18 protein-coding genes and 1 pseudogene are annotated in these 20,667 nt (G+C 46.3%); 1 reads left to right on the plus strand and 18 read right to left on the minus strand.

Annotated elements, in window-relative coordinates; genetic code table 11:
• Positions 1 to 2: 2 nt before the first annotated feature.
• The 13 genes and pseudogenes from OHJ21_RS09765 to OHJ21_RS09825 all read right to left on the minus strand — a co-directional run bounded on the left by OHJ21_RS09765 (position 3) and on the right by OHJ21_RS09825 (position 14,542).
• Positions 3 to 989, minus strand: a complete 987-nt coding sequence (locus OHJ21_RS09765; protein ID WP_486019958.1) for an alpha/beta hydrolase — start codon at positions 987 to 989, stop codon at positions 3 to 5.
• A gap of 387 nt (positions 990 to 1,376) precedes the next feature.
• Positions 1,377 to 1,901, minus strand: coding sequence for a DUF2269 family protein (locus tag OHJ21_RS09770; protein ID WP_100537457.1), 525 nt, complete (start codon positions 1,899 to 1,901; stop codon positions 1,377 to 1,379).
• The gene (locus OHJ21_RS09775) at positions 1,855 to 2,469 is read right to left on the minus strand and encodes an NAD(P)-dependent oxidoreductase (RefSeq protein WP_486019959.1); all 615 of its coding nucleotides are present in this window, start codon (positions 2,467 to 2,469) and stop codon (positions 1,855 to 1,857) included. The genes OHJ21_RS09770 and OHJ21_RS09775 overlap by 47 nt, the downstream gene beginning before the upstream one ends.
• Before the next feature lie 24 nt (positions 2,470 to 2,493).
• Positions 2,494 to 2,952: a MarR family winged helix-turn-helix transcriptional regulator gene (locus tag OHJ21_RS09780; protein ID WP_100537459.1), complete on the minus strand. Its 459-nt coding sequence runs from the start codon at positions 2,950 to 2,952 to the stop codon at positions 2,494 to 2,496.
• Positions 2,953 to 3,247: 295 nt separating this feature from the next.
• On the minus strand, positions 3,248 to 3,610 hold the full coding sequence (locus OHJ21_RS09785; RefSeq protein WP_100537460.1) for a DUF4181 domain-containing protein: 363 nt from the start codon (positions 3,608 to 3,610) through the stop codon (positions 3,248 to 3,250).
• A 231-nt stretch (positions 3,611 to 3,841) separates the two neighbouring features.
• Complete coding sequence (locus OHJ21_RS09790; protein WP_486019960.1) at positions 3,842 to 4,720, minus strand: ADP-ribosylglycohydrolase family protein; 879 nt, start codon at positions 4,718 to 4,720, stop codon at positions 3,842 to 3,844.
• Positions 4,721 to 5,118: 398 nt separating this feature from the next.
• Positions 5,119 to 6,369, minus strand: a complete 1,251-nt coding sequence (locus OHJ21_RS09795) for an MFS transporter (protein WP_100537462.1) — start codon at positions 6,367 to 6,369, stop codon at positions 5,119 to 5,121.
• Between the two features lie 178 nt (positions 6,370 to 6,547).
• Positions 6,548 to 6,847 (minus strand): annotated as a pseudogene (locus OHJ21_RS09800) (SRPBCC domain-containing protein); the annotation flags it as partial.
• A gap of 335 nt (positions 6,848 to 7,182) precedes the next feature.
• Complete coding sequence (locus OHJ21_RS09805) at positions 7,183 to 7,680, minus strand: DinB family protein (protein WP_100537464.1); 498 nt, start codon at positions 7,678 to 7,680, stop codon at positions 7,183 to 7,185.
• 142 nt (positions 7,681 to 7,822) lie between these two features.
• A complete protein-coding gene (locus OHJ21_RS09810) occupies positions 7,823 to 10,078 on the minus strand; it encodes an ATP-binding cassette domain-containing protein (RefSeq protein ID WP_486019961.1) in 2,256 nt (751 codons plus the stop codon).
• Positions 10,079 to 10,578: 500 nt separating this feature from the next.
• Complete coding sequence (locus tag OHJ21_RS09815) at positions 10,579 to 11,292, minus strand: glycerophosphodiester phosphodiesterase (protein WP_326120488.1); 714 nt, start codon at positions 11,290 to 11,292, stop codon at positions 10,579 to 10,581.
• Between the two features lie 455 nt (positions 11,293 to 11,747).
• A complete protein-coding gene (locus OHJ21_RS09820) occupies positions 11,748 to 12,524 on the minus strand; it encodes a TerC family protein (protein ID WP_100537467.1) in 777 nt (258 codons plus the stop codon).
• Between the two features lie 194 nt (positions 12,525 to 12,718).
• A complete protein-coding gene (locus tag OHJ21_RS09825) occupies positions 12,719 to 14,542 on the minus strand; it encodes a sensor histidine kinase (RefSeq protein ID WP_486019962.1) in 1,824 nt (607 codons plus the stop codon).
• A gap of 503 nt (positions 14,543 to 15,045) precedes the next feature.
• On the opposite strand from OHJ21_RS09825, the gene OHJ21_RS09830 reads away from it, so the two are divergent.
• Positions 15,046 to 15,453, plus strand: a complete 408-nt coding sequence (locus tag OHJ21_RS09830; protein WP_486019963.1) for a FixH family protein — start codon at positions 15,046 to 15,048, stop codon at positions 15,451 to 15,453.
• Between the two features lie 10 nt (positions 15,454 to 15,463).
• Here OHJ21_RS09830 and OHJ21_RS09835 read toward each other — a convergent pair whose 3' ends face one another.
• The 5 genes from OHJ21_RS09835 to OHJ21_RS09855 form a co-directional block, all read right to left on the minus strand.
• Complete coding sequence (locus tag OHJ21_RS09835) at positions 15,464 to 16,150, minus strand: sulfite exporter TauE/SafE family protein (RefSeq protein ID WP_486021025.1); 687 nt, start codon at positions 16,148 to 16,150, stop codon at positions 15,464 to 15,466.
• 358 nt (positions 16,151 to 16,508) lie between these two features.
• Positions 16,509 to 17,147: a flavin reductase family protein gene (locus tag OHJ21_RS09840; protein WP_486019964.1), complete on the minus strand. Its 639-nt coding sequence runs from the start codon at positions 17,145 to 17,147 to the stop codon at positions 16,509 to 16,511.
• A gap of 441 nt (positions 17,148 to 17,588) precedes the next feature.
• Positions 17,589 to 18,143, minus strand: a complete 555-nt coding sequence (locus OHJ21_RS09845; RefSeq protein ID WP_165789650.1) for a DNA-3-methyladenine glycosylase family protein — start codon at positions 18,141 to 18,143, stop codon at positions 17,589 to 17,591.
• 176 nt (positions 18,144 to 18,319) lie between these two features.
• On the minus strand, positions 18,320 to 18,745 hold the full coding sequence (locus OHJ21_RS09850) for a disulfide oxidoreductase (RefSeq protein WP_100537471.1): 426 nt from the start codon (positions 18,743 to 18,745) through the stop codon (positions 18,320 to 18,322).
• Positions 18,746 to 19,112: 367 nt separating this feature from the next.
• Complete coding sequence (locus OHJ21_RS09855; RefSeq protein ID WP_207797467.1) at positions 19,113 to 20,657, minus strand: right-handed parallel beta-helix repeat-containing protein; 1,545 nt, start codon at positions 20,655 to 20,657, stop codon at positions 19,113 to 19,115.
• Between the last annotated feature and the right edge of the window lie 10 nt (positions 20,658 to 20,667).

Here is a 20,667-nt window from a genome sequence, read left to right on the forward strand (position 1 = left end):
TTTTACAATTGCTCCTCTAAAAAGGATAACGTCATATCAAAGCACTCCATGGCCTCTAGGGTGTTAAGCTGAAATTGATATTCGTGCTGCACTACGCCATGAGACAGCGGGTAAAACAATGACTTCACGGGTACGTTCGCTTCTTGAAGTCGTGCTTCCAATTCCTTACCGTGTTTTTCAAATGAACCGGTGTTGCCGTCTGTAATAAAGGTTGGCGGAAAATCACTCGTTACATGGTTTGTTGTTGAAGCATCTTCCACTTCGGTCCCATCCTTCCAATTCCGTGTTCCCATATAGGCCCACCCCAGCTGATTCAGAAAAAACTTCTCCAATCTGCCGGTTACGCTGGCCAGCTGTTTGACGTTATACGGACCGCAATATAGCAGCGCCGCTTGTATGGAATCCTCCGGAACCACTTGTGAAATACCTGTTCGCTTCGCGAGGTCGGCATTGGTCTGAATTGCGATGAATTGGGATGCAATTTGGGCGCCAGCTGAATCTCCGCCGACAATAAGGCGATCCAAATCTAAGGACGGGTAGCCCTTAAGTTCCTTCAGATGCCGATAGACCTCCGTCATTTGAAGGACAGGTGCCGGGTATCGTGCCTCAGGAGCCACCTCGTAGTTCATGCTGACGACTGCATAGCCTTTGCTGGCCATCATCGTAGACCAATAGGCGGTACCCGATTTATCCCCTGACACAAATGCACCGCCGTGAACCCATAGGATCGTCGGGAGTTTGCCGGCATGATCTTTGGGAAGATATATGTCCATTTCGTTGGATTTGAACGTCGAAGGATAGGTGAGGTCTTTATGAACCTCTACCACCTGCTGAAGCTTTGCCCAATTCGAAGGTGCAGCGGGCTCTGCCTCTGGCTGGCTGCGAAGCCAATAGATAAATGGAACGGGAGTCAGATTTACTAGCAGAAGCCCTCCTATAATAACAAAAACCATGATGGACAGCATCCATTTTACAATTTTCAAAATCAATATGCTTCTCTCCTTAACGCTTCTTCGGTGACGATATTCTACCTCTTTCCATCCGTGCGATCTACCGTTTATCCGACTTCTTCGTTGTCATATGACGACCTGCTCATTTAATTTACTATCATGATCCTCTTCCTCTTTTTGCGACAAAGCTCATTTTTGTTATATAAAAGTACATTAGATATAGATTTAATGGCCAGGTCAGAGAAAGCGGTGCTGGTGCACGTTACCGTAATCGCTGCCAACGAGCAATCCGCTTGTTCTATAAAGCGATGGATCGATTTAGAGTTACGATTCACAATTCCGCGCTGGATATTGAAAAAGCAAAACTTGATTCTCCTCCTCCATATAAAAAAAGCCGCGATTTCCGCGACTTTGTATGCACATATCTTAAAATACAGGCTTAATCACCATAAGAAGGATAATAATGACTGCAATTAGGTTTGCCAGCATATCTCGGGATTGTTTTCTCTGAAATAACATCTTATATTCTGAGGAAATCTCGCTAGACACTGACTGATTCAACGCGATTCCTTGCATTTGTTTCAGGATCGGTTCAACCGCAAAGATCGCATACATTCCTGAGATAAAAAACAAAACTAGCGAAACAATGTACCATTCCGATTGAAACAAGTAAGGGTTCATCCAGCCCATCAATAATCCTGATAGGAGGATAACGCCAAAAGAAAAATTGGCATTTCGGTTCAATTTTTCAACGATATGATGAGCATATTTCAGCTGTTCCACCGACGCCGCCCTCTTCAAAATCATATTGAACAGAAACACGGGTCCAACTCCAACAATCGCTGATAGTATATGGAAGACTAACAATGATGTATAAAGGTAATGCATCTCATCATCCCCTCCTCTATTCCTTGCTCCAAGTAACACAAAATACTCGCCTAAAGTTCGCATCGTTATCAAGAGCGTCGACTAATACCGTAGCTAAGTCTGCTCTAGATATTTGATATGGACCAAAAGGGAAACCATGGCGTTGCTCCTGGACTCTTATCTTCCCGGTTGCAGAGTCATTATTTAGTTGAGCTGGGCGGTAGATACTCCAATCAAGATCACTCTCCTGGATGAGTTTTTCGGCCTTATCAAGTTCCGTCAATTCGTGACGGTAGATCCACCTAGCGACGGATGAGAAGATCCTGGGGTGTTTGGCTTCAAGCAAATAAGAGCTGACAAAAATGAAGCGCCGGGTTTTGGCTTCCTGCATCGCTCTGATAATCGTTTGCGTAACGCCAGCTACATCGGTTTTCCCGCCTATAATCGCAATAACTGCATCCGTACCGTCAATCGCTTGAAGAACGTCAGAGTTATGAAGTCCGTCTCCAATTACAATCTTGTCTAAGCCTTGATCCATATTTAACAACTGCGGACGTCTTGTAAACGCAATAAGTTTGTGTCCACGTCTCATGCCGTATTTTAGAACCTCCAGCCCTGTCGGGCTGGTTGAACCGATGACGGTTATTCTCATATCCATCTCCCCTACTCATTAGACTCACTGGCGAGTTGAAGTTTGTATATGCTTGTTCAAATTGTTTAATACGATCTTTAACAACCTTATTAATTCGAGGTACTCCTCTGCTGAGATGCCTTCCGTTCCAATATCCATCACTTCTGCTAGCGCATCCTCAATCTTAGGAACGACAGCCCTTCCAGCATCAGTTAAATAAATCTTTTGGTTCCGTAAATCGATGGGGTCAATCTCTTTGCGAATATAACCTTCAGATTCAAGCTTGCGGATCGCCTTTGCCGTCGTTGTCTTGTCGACCATCAGTTGCTCGCTTAATGTTTTCTGATTCACCTCCTCTTTCATTGAAAGCATTAGCAAAAACATATGCTGCCCAAATCCCAAGCGATGCGTCGCAAGCCGCGGAGTTAGCAACAAATGTAAATGACGATTGATCGCGGTTATTTCTTTTCCATACGATTCGTTCTGGTATTCATGTCTTTTCATCTTATTCAACTCCAATAGTATCAATAACCAACTATATACATTTTATCTGCATTTAGTTGAATATGACAACTGTTTTTTTCGCATGCAACACACATATCCCATTTGTTTTCTATTCCAGCATTTTAGCTCCAGCACGGCAATCATTAAGAACTTGGATTTATAAAATTTCCGGAAGCCGATAAAAAAAGCTTTCCATAGTCACCCGTTCGGGCGATTATAAAAAGCTTAATCTGTTTTATGATTGGTTTGTTTTAGATGAACCGTTTCTTATAGAACTTCCGTTCTTCTTGTGTGGTCACACAAATAACTCAAGAGCAAGGAAAAGGAGCAAACCGCTAACACTTGCATAAGCACTGAGGAGGTATTGTTTGGAATCCTTCTTGTAGCGTCTTTCAATAACAGATCGGAAAGCGTGTAGAACAGCTGTCACAAGAATAACGTCCTGATATGCCTCCACTCTCCATTCCCAAACAAATCTCATATAGTAAATGGCGATAAGGGAACCAGCTACGAGGATGAGCTCACCAATTAGATGAAATCGATTGATATGCTTATACAGCAGCTTATCTGAATCGTGGGATACCTTCAGCTTTTTTTTGATCCATAAGTACCCGGAGACGAATACGATCGCATACAAAATGATACTCATAATGAGCATTCTAAAGTCACCCCTCTCTAAAATAGCTGCCAGTATCACTCAGGACTAACATACAGATTTTTTACAATTACTCGTATATGGTAAAAGAGGTTTATACTTCCTTAAAAATACACTATTTTCTTATTTGTATCAATTACAAATGGAAACCTTAGTTTGCAGATTTCGGTGCAGGATTACGAATTTATATATGATGATGGCCAACATTCAACCTCTGCAGGGTGACAAACATCTCTATGAAGTTTTGAATGCATACAGTTGCGAAATTATCCGATCGAGTCTCTCTTGGATGAGGATCGCTTCCGCATATCGGGCAGGAATGCCCTCATATCCGTAGTAAATGCCTGCCAATCCACCGGCGATGGCGCCGATCGTATCAGAATCCTCTCCTAGATTTGCCGCCTTCTGTACGACTCCTGCAAAATCTGACGTATGGAGCAAAATATGTAGTACCCACCGGATGGTATGCACCACAAAACCGCTTGCCGGGCAATCCGGCTGAGCTTCAATGTTACCTTCGTATTCGCTTCCCATCACCTCGGCCATGATGGCTGCTCTTAAATCTTCGCCTTGTAGAAGGCGTTGCGCCATTCGGTTGTACATGACACAGACTTCGGCGCACCTTGGATCATAATGCGTCATCCGTGACTGCATGATTGTCACTCGGTCAATGTCCGCTGGGTCCTTGTAGGCCAGTGCCGCCGGCAGGCATCGCATGAGGGATCCATTCCCGCCGCTTTGCCCCATATCCATGTGCGCAACAAAGGCGGCTTCGAACCAGTCTCCCTCGTATTTTTGAAAAACATGACGGATGATATTCCCTATGTCTTTGGGCCGTGATTGGTACCATTCCATAAAGAAACGCCCGATCGCCTCCATAGGCTCCTCAGGATTTTCGATTATCCCTGCCGCCACGCAAAGCGTCATCATCGTATCGTCGGTCACTTCCCCCGGTTCCAGCTGCCACACCCCGCCGCCAACGATCTCCGTCAAATAGCCATACTTCTCCTTGATCTCCCGCTCGCTCATAAACTCCGTCGTTCCCCCAAGTGCGTCTCCAACAGCCACTCCGTACAGGCCACCCTTAATGCGATTATATAATTTGTTTTCCATGCAACCACCTCACATTCATTTTTTGAACGAAATCAAGCAGGCTCCTATTAGCTATGATTATAACAAAATGGACAGCTGCAATCTTCTGATTATAATGGCGGTTTTGAACGATGGATAGGTTGCGAATCACGCCATGCTGCCCATATCTTAATGGCCTGCGAAATCGATTGCTATAAGTTCTTGTCCAGTAAGTTCTGGCCCATAAATGGGAACAGGAAACTTACATCGTTAAATCAAAAAAAAGCCGCGATTTCCGCGACTTCGGATGTGGATATATCATAACCATCCCTATTCTTACTGGTATTTTGCTGGGTTTTATCACTAGGAATGCAGAAGAAGAACCGACAAATTATTCATTGCCTGCTCTTCTGCATTATAGTCAAATAGAAATCGCGAGATTATGTTTCTTGTGCAGTAAGTACTTTATCCGGCGCTTTTTGATTCATGATCGGCACCATGACCATTGCGCCAAGAAGAAATAAGAATCCGGCTCCGCTATAGATCGTACTCAGCGAAAAGGCGTCCTTTAATGCGCCAGCAAAAGACATGGAAATGACCATCATGCCAACAAACATCGGATTCAGAACTCCATTCACCCGACCGACAATGGAAGCATGTGACCATTTCAGGATCATGGTGCTGATCCCGATATGAATGCAAGGGAAAACAAGCCCATTCAGAAATTGAACGGTCAGCGTGACAGGAACACTCGTCGAATACCCGACGATGGCTGTACAGACCGCGCCTGCAAGCATGCCTATGGCAAGAAGAAGCTGCGGTGGAACCCGCTTTGCAAAAACAGCTACGATCCCGCCGCCGATCAGCATGGCTGCGCCATTCACCATCAGCAGATACTGGAGGAATTCCTCGCTCCTGCCCAATCGCTCCGTTACGATAAACAGGTTGAGAGCTTGGGCTACGCCAACAGCGAGTCCCGCGAGAATAAACGCGAGTCCGAGCATACGCAGCACTTGGCTTTGCCAAACATAGCGAAAGCCTTCAACGAAATCTTTGCGGAATTGGCCTTTTACTGCGGCCGTTTGAGATTTCATATTATCCTCAGGCAGTCGAACCAGGACGAGTGCGGAAAGCAGAAAAACAACGCCCATTACAGCGATCGATGTTTCAAGGCCAAACGTGCTGTATACGAAGGTGCCCAGCATAGGTCCAAGCACCATGAATATGGCCATCAGCGATTGGAATAGAGCCATCCCTTGCTGCAGTTGTTCCTCGGACACATGATACTTAAACAACCGCATACTTGAAGGCTGCGAGAACTGCGAAAGAATAGCCGAGATGAATGCGACAAGGTAGACGGATTGCCAAGAACCGTAATGTATGGTCAGAAGCACCACGAATACCGATACCGCGGATAATAAATCGCACCAGATCATCGTTCGCTTTGGTCTCCAGCGGTCCGCAAATGTACCTCCGATGAACGAAAAAACAAAAATAGGTGCGAATTCTGCTACGCTGATTAGCGAAATGGCGTATGGATCATTGTTTGTTCTATCCGCAACGTACAGGAGGATTGCGAAATTACGTACCCAGATGCCGATCTGCAGGAGCACGCTTGATAATAAAATCGTCTGCAGGAACCGATTGCGAAGAAGGCTTGGTGCATTTGTGCTTTTGTCGTGCCTATTCAATCTTTTCAACCTCCAATTAGTCTTTAAAAAATGCCCATCTTGAGTATTGGTATGTCTCTCCTTTCCAATCCTTATTATACGGACCTCATCTTCGTTGACCTCCTCCTTAAGACTGAAATTACATATACAATATTCGAACTGCTTATGACATTAAGTACCATCTCATTCAACCAGCAAGGAACACAGCATGTTTGAAAACGATCCGCTCGGGTTTATTGATCTCAACAAAGACGTTAGTGTTGGGAAAATCAACGCCATCAGGACCGTGCATGATAAACTCCCATGTACCGCCCGGTTTCATGTCAAACTGGTGAATAGTCATCGTAAAACCTTGAGGGCCCCACCATTTCGACAGATGCTCCTCTTTCGTCCAAGCATCAAACACAAGATCCCGTGGAGCATCAAATACACGGGTGACCACAAACTCGCATTCACCTACTTGCGTTGCGGTCTCGCTTGTTTCGTTATTCTGGTTCATGTCCAGCCCTCCAAAATGAATTTGAGTTATTGACTACTCCTTTTTTCAATCATAGCAAATGAATCATGCATTGATTTCTTACAGATTGCTCTCTTGAATAATTCAACCATTCCATCCGGAAACGCCGATTACCTTAATAATGCCTTCAATAAAACTACCCGTTATCTTCATGTTTGGCTGGCAAGATCGATTGGAATTAGAGTATTAATTAAACGGTTAGTAAAATAACCTCTTGCCCGTATCGGCTGACAAAAAAAGCCGCGATTTCCGCGACTTGGTTTGTGTATATATCTTTGTTCTCTGACAATGCCTTGAGACTTTTCAGCGTTTTTCGTTCACTTACCTTCCTCGTCGGCCGAGGGACCGTAGATGCCCGGCACCGGAATATCAAGCAGACGCAAATAAACTCCGAGCTGCGCACGGTGGTGGACCATGTGGCTTAATCCGAAGGTGCGAAACGCGATCGCCCGCGGTTGGCGCAGGATGATATGGTCGCCATTCCGTAAGGTCCATTCCTCGCCGAGCGTTTTCTCGTCGCATTCGGCTAACAGTTTTTCAAGCTTGACAACGTTAGCGTCGAATTCCTCCAACACGTCATCGCGTCTTGCTAAGGCTTCCCGCCGAAGCGGTACAGACGAAAGATCGAATTCAGGGTACAGAAAAATTGCGATTTGCCAGTTTAGGATGTTGATCAGATGCGTGGCAAGTCCACTGAGCGTCATGGATTTGACGTGCGGCTTCCACGTCATATGCTCCTCGGGCAATCGCTCCAGAATGCGGCGTGTAGTTGCCAGCTCATGGCTGGCGTCACCAACGATCAGCTGTTTCACCATAATTTTCCACTCCTCCTTTTTATGGTTAGCATACTATAAAACCTCTCGAGTGAAAAGGCTTGTCTCGGTCGTTCGGCATCCGATGACGAGGCGACATCCAGGTAAGCCTTCGCTGACTTAACAATCCCCGTGTGGATGTAGATTACGTCAAGTATTTTCCCGTAATCGACTGCTCCGCTTGGATGATCTGGGAAGGTGTGCCTTCGAATACCACTTGGCCTCCCCTGCTTCCTCCGTCCGGTCCCATATCGATGATCCAATCCGCTTGACTGATCACATCGAGGTTATGCTCGATGACGATCACCGTATTGCCGGCATCCACGAGACGGTTCATGATCCCTAGAAGGTCACCGATATCTGACATATGCAGGCCAGTCGTCGGCTCGTCCATCACATAGATGCTGCCTTTCTTATGCAGCTCGCTTGCCAGCTTGATCCGCTGACATTCCCCGCCTGAGAGCGTGCTGAGCGGCTGGCCGAGTGTAATATAGTTCAATCCTACATCACTCATCGCTTGCAGCTTGCGTACAACCTCTTTTAGTTCAAAAAATTCCAATGCCTGCTCCACTGTCATTTCCAGCACTTCTGCAATGGATTTGCCGTTCAGCTGGTACGCGAGCACCTCTTCCTTGAACCGTCTGCCTCCGCATATTTCGCATGGCAGCTTCACGTTCTCGAGGAATGCAAGGTCTGTATAAACGACACCCAGCCCTTGGCAGTTCTCGCAAGCCCCTTTGGAGTTGAAGCTGAACAAGCCTTGGCTGACCTTGTTTGCGGAAGCAAACGCTTTGCGCACATCATCCATAATGCCCGTATAAGTCGCGGGATTCGAGCGTGTTGACACGCCTACCGCCGATTGGTCGATGACGATCGCATCCGGATGATGGCTGAGGAATATTTCGTTAATCAGCGTGCTCTTGCCCGAGCCGGCAACTCCTGTAACGACAGTCAGTACGCCGGTTGGAATATCTAAGCTCACGTTCCGAAGGTTATGAAGTGAGGCATCCTGGATGGGCAGCTTGCCGGTGGGCTGCCTGCAATCGTGCTTCAGCTGCAGCGGCCGCTTCATATGGGTGCCGGTCAGCGTACCTGATTCCAGTAATCCTTGGAAGCTTCCCTCATACACGATCGTACCGCCGCGGCTGCCGGCGTGAGGCCCTACGTCAATGATATGATCCGCCACCTTGATCACATCGGGATCATGCTCGACAACAATCACGGTATTGCCCTTGTCGCGCAGCTTCTGAAGCAATTCATTTAACCGGTGTACATCACGAGGGTGTAAGCCAACGCTTGGCTCATCGAAGATGTACGTGACATCCACCAGACTGCCGCTCAGGTGTTTCACCATCTTGACGCGCTGCGACTCACCGCCGGACAATGTGTCTGTTTCACGGTCCAGCGTCAGATAGTCGAGTCCAATGTCTACCAGATGCTGCAGCCGCTCCGTCAGAGATTTGACCATCGGCGCGGCGATCGCATTGTCAATCTCCCGCATGACACGAATGAGCTGACCGACCTCCATGGAGGACATCTCCGCAATGTTGAGTCCATTGATCCTGCAGCTAAGGGCTGCCTGACTTAATCTGGCACCTCGGCAGCTGGAGCAGGGACCCTCGGAGATGTAAGGTGCAACAGCTTTTTGCGTGCGTTCGGACTTCGTCTTCACATCCTGCTTGATGTATTTGTTCGTGAACTTCTCAATGACGCCTTCCACGGTAATATTCGTTGCCTTGCCGGCGAAATCCATCTTCACTTTCCTTGCCTTGGCGTACAACAGATGCTCCAGTTCATCATCGGAATAGTCGTTCAGCTTCTTGTCGAGATCAAAGTCTCCCGACTGAACAATCATGTTCCACTCCCAGCCGTTCACCGAATAGTCCGGCAGCATAATCGCCCCTTCATTGAGCGACTTTGACATGTCCAGCGCCTTGCTCATGTCAACGCCTAATTTGCGACCGATCCCGTTGCATTCGGGACACATGCCTTGGGGATCGTTAAACGAGAACATGTTCGCTTGTCCGACATAGGGCTGCCCAACCCGGGAGAACAGAAGACGGAGAATGGGAGAAATATCGGTAATCGTGCCCATTGTGGAATGGGAACCGCCGCCCAGCCGCTTCTGATCAACAATTACAGCCATGCTCAGGTTCTCGATCGCGTCCGCGTCAGGCTGCGGATAGCGAGGAAGAAAATTACGCACGAACATGCTGAAGTTCTCATTCAGCAAACGCGTGGATTCTGCGGCAATCGTATCGAAGACGATTGATGACTTGCCGGATCCGGATACCCCGGTGAATATCGTGATCTTCCGCTTGGGAATGCGCAGGGATACGTTCTTGAGATTGTTTTCCCTCGCAGCCGAGATGACGATATATTCCTGATTCGATTCGCTCATGGCTAACATCCTTCCGGTCGAGTTATTTTCTACTTGATTCATTGTTCAAATGGTTTATACAGAACAAATTAGGATGCCCATACTTGACCAGATGTGTTACGAGATGTTCTAAGGAGACATAAACCAGCTGCAAGAGACATGCAGCCGGTTTATGTTGATTCGGTTCATGGTTCAACGATCGAGCCCAAGCAAGAGCTGATAGAATATATGGTATGTATAGGCCCTGTCGTCTCACACGAATGTTGTGATGCAGCTGCGCCCGTCATTTCAGTGAAAATGCCTGCGCTTGCTCATCTATAACTGGCGGAGTTTCCGGCACTGGATAACTATCGGCCCAAGCACTTGTTTCAGGCGAAACTTATTCAGGCCCCAATTTCTTTGCAAATGACTCCATCCAAATTGGACACCATTTAGTGACGCAATGATTATAGGAAACTAATTAGTGTCGTGTCAACTCGTAACTTTTATTGGAGGTACTCTTCAAGGTCACCCTGGCTCCATTATTTCCACAAGATCGTGTCCGTCGTGATGTAAGCAGCCCCCGCCGCTTCAAACGGCCGCGAAATCTCCCGTTCGTTAACGGTCCAAAGAGAGACTTCCACTCCGGCTCTCCTGATGTTTCGTATGTCCTCCGGTGTCGTCACGTGATAATCGTAATCTAGGAAGGCCGGCTGTAACCGGGCGATTAGCTCCAGATCTGCAGCGGTTGGTGATTGGGATGAGAGAAACCCAAGCGGCACCCGATCGTCAATCGTTCGCACCTTGAGCAGATCATTGGCATTGAAACAAATGAAACTGCTTTGCTCAAGCATGCCAGCGCGGCGAACAAGCTCAACCAGCACTTCCAGATCCCGTTCTTGATGATATTCCTCAATTTCGATAAAAGCGTGCATACCATAGGACAAACAGACATCTAGCACTTCCTCCATCGTCGGAATTTGCAGACCGGGATAGTCGCCAATTCCGTTCCCTGCAACGATATCCAAGCTTCGGATTTCCGCAAATGAGAAGTCCTTTGTCTTCCCCGTCCCGTTTGTCATGCGGTCAACGGTACGATCATGATGGACTATCCAGCGGCCGTCCGTTGTGCAATAGGTATCGCATTCAATGCCCCAAAAGCCCGATTTGCCCGCCAGCTCAAAGGCTGCGATGGTATTCTCAGGAGCGTGCATACTTAAGCCGCGATGGGCTACATATTTCGGTTCATTATTCATCTTATTGCCACCTCATATCCGATTTTATTTACCTCAACAAGCTCGCTCTTCCTTTAACCGCCCCCAGCATGACGCCTTTATTTAAAGTACTTTTATGTGAAAAACACCATGAAATTCATTGAATTGTGAAATTTTAGCCACCGCTTGGGAATAACGAAGAAACCGCGCGTTAAATGTTGAATACTCGAACTCCCTCCTTTCTTAACCCACGATGAAGACACTTTTAATAATGCTAGTACAACTAATCATTTCATGATGTTTCACCGTTTTCCCACTTAAATAATACAAGATTACTGTTAATTCTGATCACCGATTTTTTAGATTATCAAGGACGCATTTAGGATAATTCTTTCTATTTATGACTATTAAAAAAACAACTGATCCCATAACCCGGCATGCAAAATGGCCCTCCCTTACGGGAAGGCCATCTGTCAGGAATGATGGAAAAAACGGAATTAGAGTTGACCCGTCTGTGACTGTTTATTTTTCCCAGGCGCAAACCAACCGAGAAGGGCTATCGCCACCAAGACACCATAGAAGATAATGGTCCAGACTGTGCTATGTGGGAAATCATGATCTAACACCCCGATATCTTCATGGGCCAAAGTAATCACAGCAAGCTTGACACCAACCCATGCCACGATGGCATAAGCCGTGGTCTCGAGTGCCGGTCGTTGAGCAAGCAGCTTTACAAACCATGTGGCTGCAAATTTGATCAGAACGAGCCCGGCGATTCCGCCAAGCACGACAACCAAGAATTGTCCTCCGTCCATACCACCGAAATCCGGTAGCGGTGAGTCCGGGAGACCCAGTGCCAGAGCCACTGCAGCAAGAATGGAATCAATCGCAAAGGCGAGATCCGCAATCGCAATTTTGCTTACCGTTGGCCAAAAGCCTTTACCGGCAGCATCTTTCTTTATGTCCTCGCGAATATTCTTGTTTTCCTTACCGAACCGTGCTTTGATTATGTGCTTTAAGCCGAGGTATAGAAGATAAGCAGCTCCGATCGCCTGTATTTGCCAGACGTTCGCAATAAACGATATCGCAAACAGAGCAGCGAAGCGAAAAACAAAAGCCATAATGATCCCATAATTGATCGCTTTCTTCTTCTGGTCCTCCGGTAAGTGCTTCGCGATAACTGCCAGAACAAGGGCATTATCCGCTGATAGTAAACCTTCCAATCCAATAAGAATTAGTAATGCCCATGCATACTCCAACCAAATTGACTCCAACAGTAGTTCTCCTCTCTTATGTGAGAATGTTCATAGTTCAACTTCTGGCTAAAAACGTGTAATCTCCAGTTAAAACACCAGAGGTTTTTTCCAGTTTTGATTGTTCCATGACTCCCTTTCGTTATTACGTTGTCAAGTAATGTCTCGTTTCATTCATTTCAGGCAAAATTTTAAATCTACTGCAGCCTCGAGGTCTATGCTTTTTTATTCAAATAAAAATAGAAGATGACCCCATCCGGTGAATGGGTTGCCCCATAAGATACGCCATGCATCTCCAGAATCTGTTTCGAAATGGCGAGTCCAAGCCCCGTTCCTCCGGTCGACCGTTGGCGGGAAGCTTCGCCACGATAGAATCGATCCCAGATCTTTTCCAATTGCTCGCCTTCAATGTGTGTTCCTTTATTTTCAATGCAAATTTTAACGCTGTTCCTCTCTTCCGTCGTTGTTACGATAATGGATTGCTGGTTCGGCGTATAACGAATCGCGTTGGTGAGAAAATTGACAATGACCTGCTCAATTCGGAGCTCGTTCCCCACCACTTCCACAGGTTCAAGTGAAGTATGCAGATGCAATTGCTTGTCCCAGATATCCACAGCCAATTTTGCGCATATCCGTTCGATAACGGTATCAATATAAAAGGACTCCGTGTGCATTTGATAAGTTCCCGATTCATACTTCGCCAATTCCAGCATATCCGAGATCATCAGATCCATCCTTTTAACTTCGTCCTCCATAGCCTTAAAATAATAATCCCGTTTATGAATTGCAACCTCGTCCTTCACAATCGCAAGACAGCTTTGAATGACGCTTAACGGTGTTTTCAGCTCATGCGATACACCGGATATAAATTCTTTTCGCGTATGCTCCAGCTGCTTTTCTTTCTCGATGTCCTTATTGAGCCGGAGGATATGGGATTGCAGCCGCTCGGAAAGTTCGTTAATGTTGCGCGACAAATCACCGATCTCATCCTTGGTCGTGACCGGAATTTTTTCTGAAAAATCAAGGCCTGCCATTTGCTGCGTCGTACGGTTGATACGCAGGAGCGGCCTGGCGATCCGACGGGAATAATAGAACGATGCCAGCAGCACGAGCAGCAGGGTGACGATGACAACGTAGACATAATAATGTCGCATGACCCCGGCGGCTTCACTTACAGGCTGCATCGATGTCATCGCGAAAAGGTATGCGGGATTTCCGTCTATGTCTTCGATATGGTTCACGAATATTTTGTATTTCAAGTGATTTTCTTCATAATCCATCATGTGATTCGCATTCCTGGCATGATCATAGTCGCCGTACAGCAGTTCAGCCTGAAAAGCCTTGATACGGTCAAGAAACAAGTGATTCGTGTATCGCGAGCTTTCAGCGCCTTCCGGTATATGTAAGTCCGTAACCGTTCCGTAGGCCAGGACGTTGGGATACTTTTCGTGGTACTGAACCGGGCTTGGAAATCGGGGGACAACCTCGTACTCTTTGCTCACCATCTGTCGATTCTCCAGTTGGTCTTCCTGTCGAAGATTAGCGACACTCCTACCCATCCGCTGAATAACCAGCTGCTTGTCCATATTCAGACCTTCAACAACGATGGGTTCCCCTTCCTTGATCCATGGATAGATAAACGTATTCTCACTATAAAAATCTTCCACGTTCATGAACTTATATAGCGGGATCTTTATCTCACGTCCAGAAAACTCGGGATTGTCGTCCATACGGTCCAGCCTGATCGTCATGAAATAATCCTCGGTATTCTGCAAATTACCCTTGGAGTCCAATACCGCAATCCAGGTGTTATACGTTTGATCAAATTCGCGCTCGAGTCTGGAAGCAGTCTGTGCGTCCGTGGCATTTTTCAGGTAGTCCTTTTTATAAGATTGGAGAGCCGCCTTCACATCTCCCACCTTTTGATGCACATAGAATTGTTTAAAGAATAGGGTTTGTCCAATGAAAATAACAGCTATAATGAGCATGCATAATGCGGTCGTTAATAGAAACAGCTTGAGAACAATCCCTCTTTTCATGGCTGCTCCTCAAATCTTCGGAATGGGTTATGGAGTGAGGCATCCATCTTGATTTCCATATCATATGGCTCCTCTTTCACCATCAGTATCTTTTTTGACATGTTCAGACCTCTCAGGCATTCATGTATTGTTGTTTTTCCGTACAATAATATTGGATATCCTAACATGCCTATAAAAATTAGACAAATGCTTACCATTCATCATAATATTCCATGCCAAAACCCAAACAAACCGGGAAAACAGCCACTCCTATTCAAAAGTGTCTATATTCCGGGATATAACTTATGCTGATTGCACAAAAAAACTCCACAACCATGTCACAGGGAAGTTCCTATATCCCTAGAAGGTTGCAGAGGGGATTTAGTTTCGGTACGAATTTCTTGCCCATATTAGAGTTCGGGCGCTATTTCGGAACTAGAGCCACATCAATATGTGCATGTTCTGACCTTTTCTTACATACCTATGAGAGAATACTCATGTTTTCAGGCGAAAGAAGGGATATCATGAAGACAAGATGGGGCATTGCTTTGTTGTTGCTCTTTATGATTGTGGTTCTGATTCTGTACCGACAGGTTCATGATCGTTCCAAAGCAGAAGATCTTTATACGGATGGGCAGCTTCGTATGGAAATAGAATCCGTTCAATCTGTTGCAAAACCCATGAAGGAGACATCCTTTCAGGTTATCATTACGGAGCTACCTGAGAAGCCTGTTATAAACGCCGATATTGAACTCAACCTTACTATGCCCGATATGTTTTGTGGTGTATTCCCCGCAGCAATTGTCGAATCAAAGCCGGGTGTATATACCGCAACGGCTGTACCTGTTATGCAAGGACTTTGGCAGGCGGAAGCGGTCCTTCGTTGGGAGAATCAGCATGTCACGGTAAGGACCTTGTTCAAAGTTCGTTAGTCCTGCTTACTTACCATAACCAGGGGTGAATACCCGGAATCCATCCGTTGGCGCTTAGTCCCTTTAATATAGACAGCATCCCCATTAAAAAGGCCAGAAAACCGCCGAATTTGCGCATTCCTCTGCGCCACTTTTTCGTTAGACTGCCGGCAGACAGCGCCGTTAGGAGCAGAATGGGAAAAGTCGAAAGTCCAAATACCAGCATGATCAAGAGGCCTTGCAGACCAGAACCGGATGCCGCTGCATTCATATGCATCGCATAGGTCAAGCCGCATGGAAGAAAACCGAGCAGAAGGCCGGTTAGAAAAGTCGCAAACAGCTCATGCCGCTGACCAAGCCGTTCCAATTTCAGGTGAAAAAAAGAATGTCTCGGCAGATGCGCGTTATAAATGGGCAATGTGTACCGGCGAAAGGTCCACAGCAGTATGAGCAGTCCGCCAATGATGCTGGCCGCTCCTTGGAAGCCTACAAAGCTGCCAGCCACATCCAGAAAGGAGCCAACCATCCCCATAAAGCCTCCGATCACCGTGTACGTTGTCACTCTCCCAGCGTTGTAGGCTAACGTAGAAGCAAGCGGGGAGACGATGGTTCGAAGGGCCAGAGAAGAAACGATCCCCCCGCACATCACCAGGCAATGCGGCGCCCCCATCAAGCCTGTCAGTGCTACTAACAGTAATCCGCTCCCCGTTAAGGCCATTTTCTTAAAACCCGTTGTACCGATAACTGGGGTCCAAGCGAATGACCGGCATCCAGTAAAGAGCTGGCTGCCATTCGAATTTCTGCTTTTTGCTTCAGCTTCTGTCCAAGCCTTACTCCAGCCACTTCCGATTTCCCACACATACGTAATTTCTCTCGACGAAGCATTCCATCCCCCTTCCCGGCGCACCTTATATGCCGTTCTTCATAGGATCACGCATCCATTCATTGTATGAAGGTGTGCGAATATTAAGAATAGAGGCCAGCGGCAGGTTGAATTCTGTCGCTTTAATTTTGCATGCTTGTTGAGTTCAAACCAAAGCTAGATACACATGGCATACTCTTATATTCCACACCACTCATTTCTTATTCATATTTTCTACTGAACCAGGTCCGAATACCGGCGCTAATTTTGATGCGGACAATTGCTCGCTTAGACCAAAATATTCGCAAAAATTCATAATCATCGGATTCCATTTCGAAGGATCGATATAGTTTGATTTGGGGTCCATAAGAAGTTCATCTTCGATATGAACTTTTTCAATGCGCACTTCGATGGCTACAAGCGAACTTGGTTCTTCAAAAGGATGGAGCTTTACCAACCTGGCTTCCAGATGGACGGGACATTCTTTCACACGCGGCGCTTGAACAACATGGGACTGAACTTGAGTTAGCCCTGCGACACCAAATTTATTCGCCTCGAACTTATATCCCCTCGATGCTTTCGACTCTGGGACTGGGTTGCGACCAGTTAACAGGGTCAGACGATCAACTGCGGGAATCAAGTCAATCGACGGGAGATTAAGCACACACTCGCCTTCACGAATCATATTTTGAACAGTCTGGGACCTGCTGCTCATACCAAGCATACATGATTGATTGAGCCACCAGGCGGAGGACATCGGAGCCAAATTGGGGGTGCCGTCTTCGTTGATGGTACTGATCAACACGACCGAAGTCCCGAAGTAATGGATTTTCGGATTGATTACTTTGTGCATAACGGATTCCATCTCCTCATCATGATTTTTAAGTAATGTATCATAAGCTCCTTGTTGAAGCATAGGGATATGGAATAAGTCCGCAAGATATAAAAAATTTGATCATTACCATTCATTGTTGATGGAAAAAACAGCCGAACCTTAGGCCGGCTGTTACAGATCATTTAGTAAGAAGCAGCACGGGCGAAGGCATATGCCAGTCCCTTGCTTGCCCCTGTAATGAACTAAATACGATTTTGTTTTGTCAATGCCATCCTCCCCTTGCAGAAATAATAAAAAAACACAGACATGGGATTGTCTGCGTCTAGAATAATCGGATATGCATCGCCTATAAGTCCAAATAAGCAATCATAAAGAAAAAACCAACTCCTGTATGGTTGGAGAAAGGTTGGGATCACTTATAATCTCATGGAGCCACATGGACAGACCATTCCCGTTAAGCTATGCATTATTTTCTTCAAATTGAGTTATAGACGGTCCAGCTTGAACCAAGCCGACATTAATGGCTTCCCATAGGTATAAGGAAACAAGCGTATTGTAAGGCTTCCAATCTAAATGTTTAAAAAGTAATGGAGAAGAACCGCTGCTATTCTCTGTTGCATAAAGCCATTCAGCAGCACGGTTAAGTCCACGATCGCCAAAAGATATAACATCCTGTCTTCCCAAGTAGAAAATGAGGAACATCTCCGCTGTCCACCGGCCAATACCCTTTACCGATGTCAACAAGCGAACAACTTCCTCGTCTTCCATATTGGCAAACGCTTGAAAATTAAGCACTCCCTCTTTTGTTTGTTCAGCAGCGTTCCGGATATAGCCTAGCTTGTTCTTGGATAATCCCGCTGACCGTAAGCTCTCCTCTGCTACAGACAGGAAGGAATCGGGCGTAATCCCCCCGCATAGACGTTCTATCCTCTGGAAAATCGTTCCGGCGGCTTTGACCGAAAGCTGTTGGCCGATTAACGTTCTCGCCAGGTAGGTAAAACCATCAGGCTGCACAGGTACTCGGGCTATTATAACCTATATCCAAATTTTGTAATACTCAAGTTGGCGACCCAATAACCCATTACGGCAAAACCGTCATAGCTATTCGGCATAGCTATTATACAAAGTAAAAAAGCCCGGCTGTTAACCAGTCCGGCCTTTTTTCGATTCAAATATAAGTTGCAGCTACATCACTGGTTTGTTTGTTGTTTCTGCGAGCGCAGCGCCAGCAATAGAGCCACAGCGATGAGCACGAACGCGGCAAATGCCAGCATCGGAATGGTCAACCAGCCGAACCAATTCAAGTAGTCATTCAAGCAGGACACTGGCCCGCAAGCGGCAATATCCGAATCTTTAGGGAGTTTTTGAATGATACTATGATATGTGGATATGCCTCCGCCAATGATTACTAGGGGGAGGATATATGGGACGATGTGCGTCTTTTGCCGATATGCTGCGATTCCTAAGACAATGACTAATGGATACATGAAGATCCTTTGATACCAACATAAGACACATGGCGTAAAATGCCATACTTCACTAAGAAACAAACTTCCGCTTGTTGCCACAGCGGATACAGTCCATGCAAAAAACAACCAAACTCCCGTTTTATTCATCTTTCAAATAACCTCCCTTCTATTTGTTGCTCTAGCCACCATACGATACCGGTATTATTACATGATTTTCTCATTTTCTCTTAATTGTCTATATATGAAAATGGCTCCTTCGGGCTATATGTTGGATAAGTCGATATCCAATATCCCTCGTTACAATACAAACACCTAGGCAGGGTCAGTTCCCTGATATCAAAAAAGCCGCCAAAAATGGCGACTCTTTGATGAATGCGTTCGAAGCTGCAGCTCAAAATATATATACCAAGTACTCCAAAATAAGGACGTTCCGATTGCTGCCGATCCAGCTTCTTATGAGGCTCTTTTAATATTTCGGCTTTATTTTTTACCCGTTTCTAAAAAAGGGTTGCTTTTACTCATCTGCCCCGATGTTTACATCGGCCCCTTGCACTCTTGGCTTCCCGTCAATGTCCTGCGTCCCGATGATCGCGTTATCCGTCGAACCAGCATCTATCGCTGGGGACGAAGACTGAAGATGAAAGTCGCCTCCGGGAGCATTTACGAATTTAGGATCCATGAACAAAGAATGCGCATCGTTGCCGGATCCCGCTTTGTATGCGGAAAAGCCAGTATAGTCTTTGCTCTTCCATGTCCAAAATGCATCTGCACTACCACCTGGAGAAAAATATAGATTGTAATCCACGACGTTTCCTGAATTTTTTGTATATTCATTGTAGATCAGAACGCCCGTGGAACTAGCCACAAAGATATTGTTCTTGACCACGTTATTACGCGTATCATACTGGACATAGAGCTGGCCGCTACCCTCGCCTATCATATCGTTATTGTAAATGGTGTTGTTCACTACCTTGCAATTCACCGTTGACCCCCGCTCGTCGTCGTATCCGCCCATGGCGATGCCCGTCAACCGGTTATTGTGCACCATGTTACTTCGGATCGTAATATGACTGGTGGATTTACCCGCATGCTCCGAGGCAATTTCAATGCCGATGTCATTATTGTAGCTGTAGTTCTGTTCAATGATGCTGTCTTTGCCGCCATCAACATAAATACCACCGGCTGCATTACTGTTATTCGGAAGTCTTTTCCCATAAGAAGGATTGTGGTTGGAAGAAATATTGTATATCCGATTACCTTTCACCAAGCCATGACGTGCCTGGTCGTAAGCTTCTTCCGGAGCAGTCCCCTCGAAACCGATAATATCCACCCCGATGTTGTCGTTATCGTGAATGAGATTGTCCGTCACCGCAAAGGTATCTACATTACCATTCAGTACCAGTGTTTCACTGGAACCCAGGACAAGATTGTACAGCTCATTACCGTGAATCGTAATGTCGTGAAGCGATTCCGGAGCTTTGGTGCCGTATACGGCGATACCATGAGCATCTCTTCCAAGCAAATCACTGCCGGCTGGCGTGGCCGTACTCTGGATATCATGGATCTTGTTGTTGCTCAGATTAATAAAGCCGCCTGAACCTTGAACATAGATCCCAACTGGCACCGCGTTTCTGGAAGAAGTGGCATAGTTGCGAATCTCCAAGCTTTGAATGGTAATGTAACTAACATCGGTTATCTCAATAAGCCCTTCAATCCCGTTGACTGAAAGTCCTGTACCATCCATGATGGGTTTCTCCGAACCATAGCTCGTGAAAGTAATGGGACCTTGTGATGCTGTACCGGAGCGTGTTATCTTGAGCTTCTGATTGTATACGCCGTCCCGAACGTAAATCATGCTGCCCGGATCAGCTTTGTCAGCCGCATGCTGCAGCGTCTTCCATGGCGCACGGATCGTCCCCGGATTGGAATCACTCCCGTCGGTGGCCACATAATATTCAGCACCGGCTGCCGATACGACGGAAGATTGCACATTTCCAGAATCTACACCAAATACAATCATGCTCAATCCCACCAGCAAAGCCTTTACTAATTTCAACACCGTTTCTCAT

This window comes from Virgibacillus sp. LDC1 (assembly GCF_025792345.1).
GTDB classification, from domain to species: Bacteria; Bacillota; Bacilli; order Paenibacillales; family Paenibacillaceae; genus Paenibacillus_AQ; species Paenibacillus_AQ lautus.

Coding starts and splice junctions, on each gene's coding strand:
- OHJ21_RS09840 (WP_486019964.1), bottom strand. CDS start 17,147: ATGCACAAAGTAATCAATCCGAAAATCCATTACTTCGGGACTTCGGTC.
- OHJ21_RS09780 (WP_100537459.1), bottom strand. CDS start 2,952: ATGAAAAGACATGAATACCAGAACGAATCGTATGGAAAAGAAATAACC.
- OHJ21_RS09825 (WP_486019962.1), bottom strand. CDS start 14,542: ATGAAAAGAGGGATTGTTCTCAAGCTGTTTCTATTAACGACCGCATTA.
- OHJ21_RS09790 (WP_486019960.1), bottom strand. CDS start 4,720: ATGGAAAACAAATTATATAATCGCATTAAGGGTGGCCTGTACGGAGTG.
- OHJ21_RS09830 (WP_486019963.1), top strand. CDS start 15,046: ATGAAGACAAGATGGGGCATTGCTTTGTTGTTGCTCTTTATGATTGTG.
- OHJ21_RS09785 (WP_100537460.1), bottom strand. CDS start 3,610: ATGCTCATTATGAGTATCATTTTGTATGCGATCGTATTCGTCTCCGGG.
- OHJ21_RS09770 (WP_100537457.1), bottom strand. CDS start 1,901: ATGCGAACTTTAGGCGAGTATTTTGTGTTACTTGGAGCAAGGAATAGA.
- OHJ21_RS09850 (WP_100537471.1), bottom strand. CDS start 18,745: ATGAATAAAACGGGAGTTTGGTTGTTTTTTGCATGGACTGTATCCGCT.
- OHJ21_RS09775 (WP_486019959.1), bottom strand. CDS start 2,469: ATGAGAATAACCGTCATCGGTTCAACCAGCCCGACAGGGCTGGAGGTT.
- OHJ21_RS09835 (WP_486021025.1), bottom strand. CDS start 16,150: ATGGCCTTAACGGGGAGCGGATTACTGTTAGTAGCACTGACAGGCTTG.
- OHJ21_RS09815 (WP_326120488.1), bottom strand. CDS start 11,292: ATGAATAATGAACCGAAATATGTAGCCCATCGCGGCTTAAGTATGCAC.
- OHJ21_RS09810 (WP_486019961.1), bottom strand. CDS start 10,078: ATGAGCGAATCGAATCAGGAATATATCGTCATCTCGGCTGCGAGGGAA.
- OHJ21_RS09805 (WP_100537464.1), bottom strand. CDS start 7,680: ATGGTGAAACAGCTGATCGTTGGTGACGCCAGCCATGAGCTGGCAACT.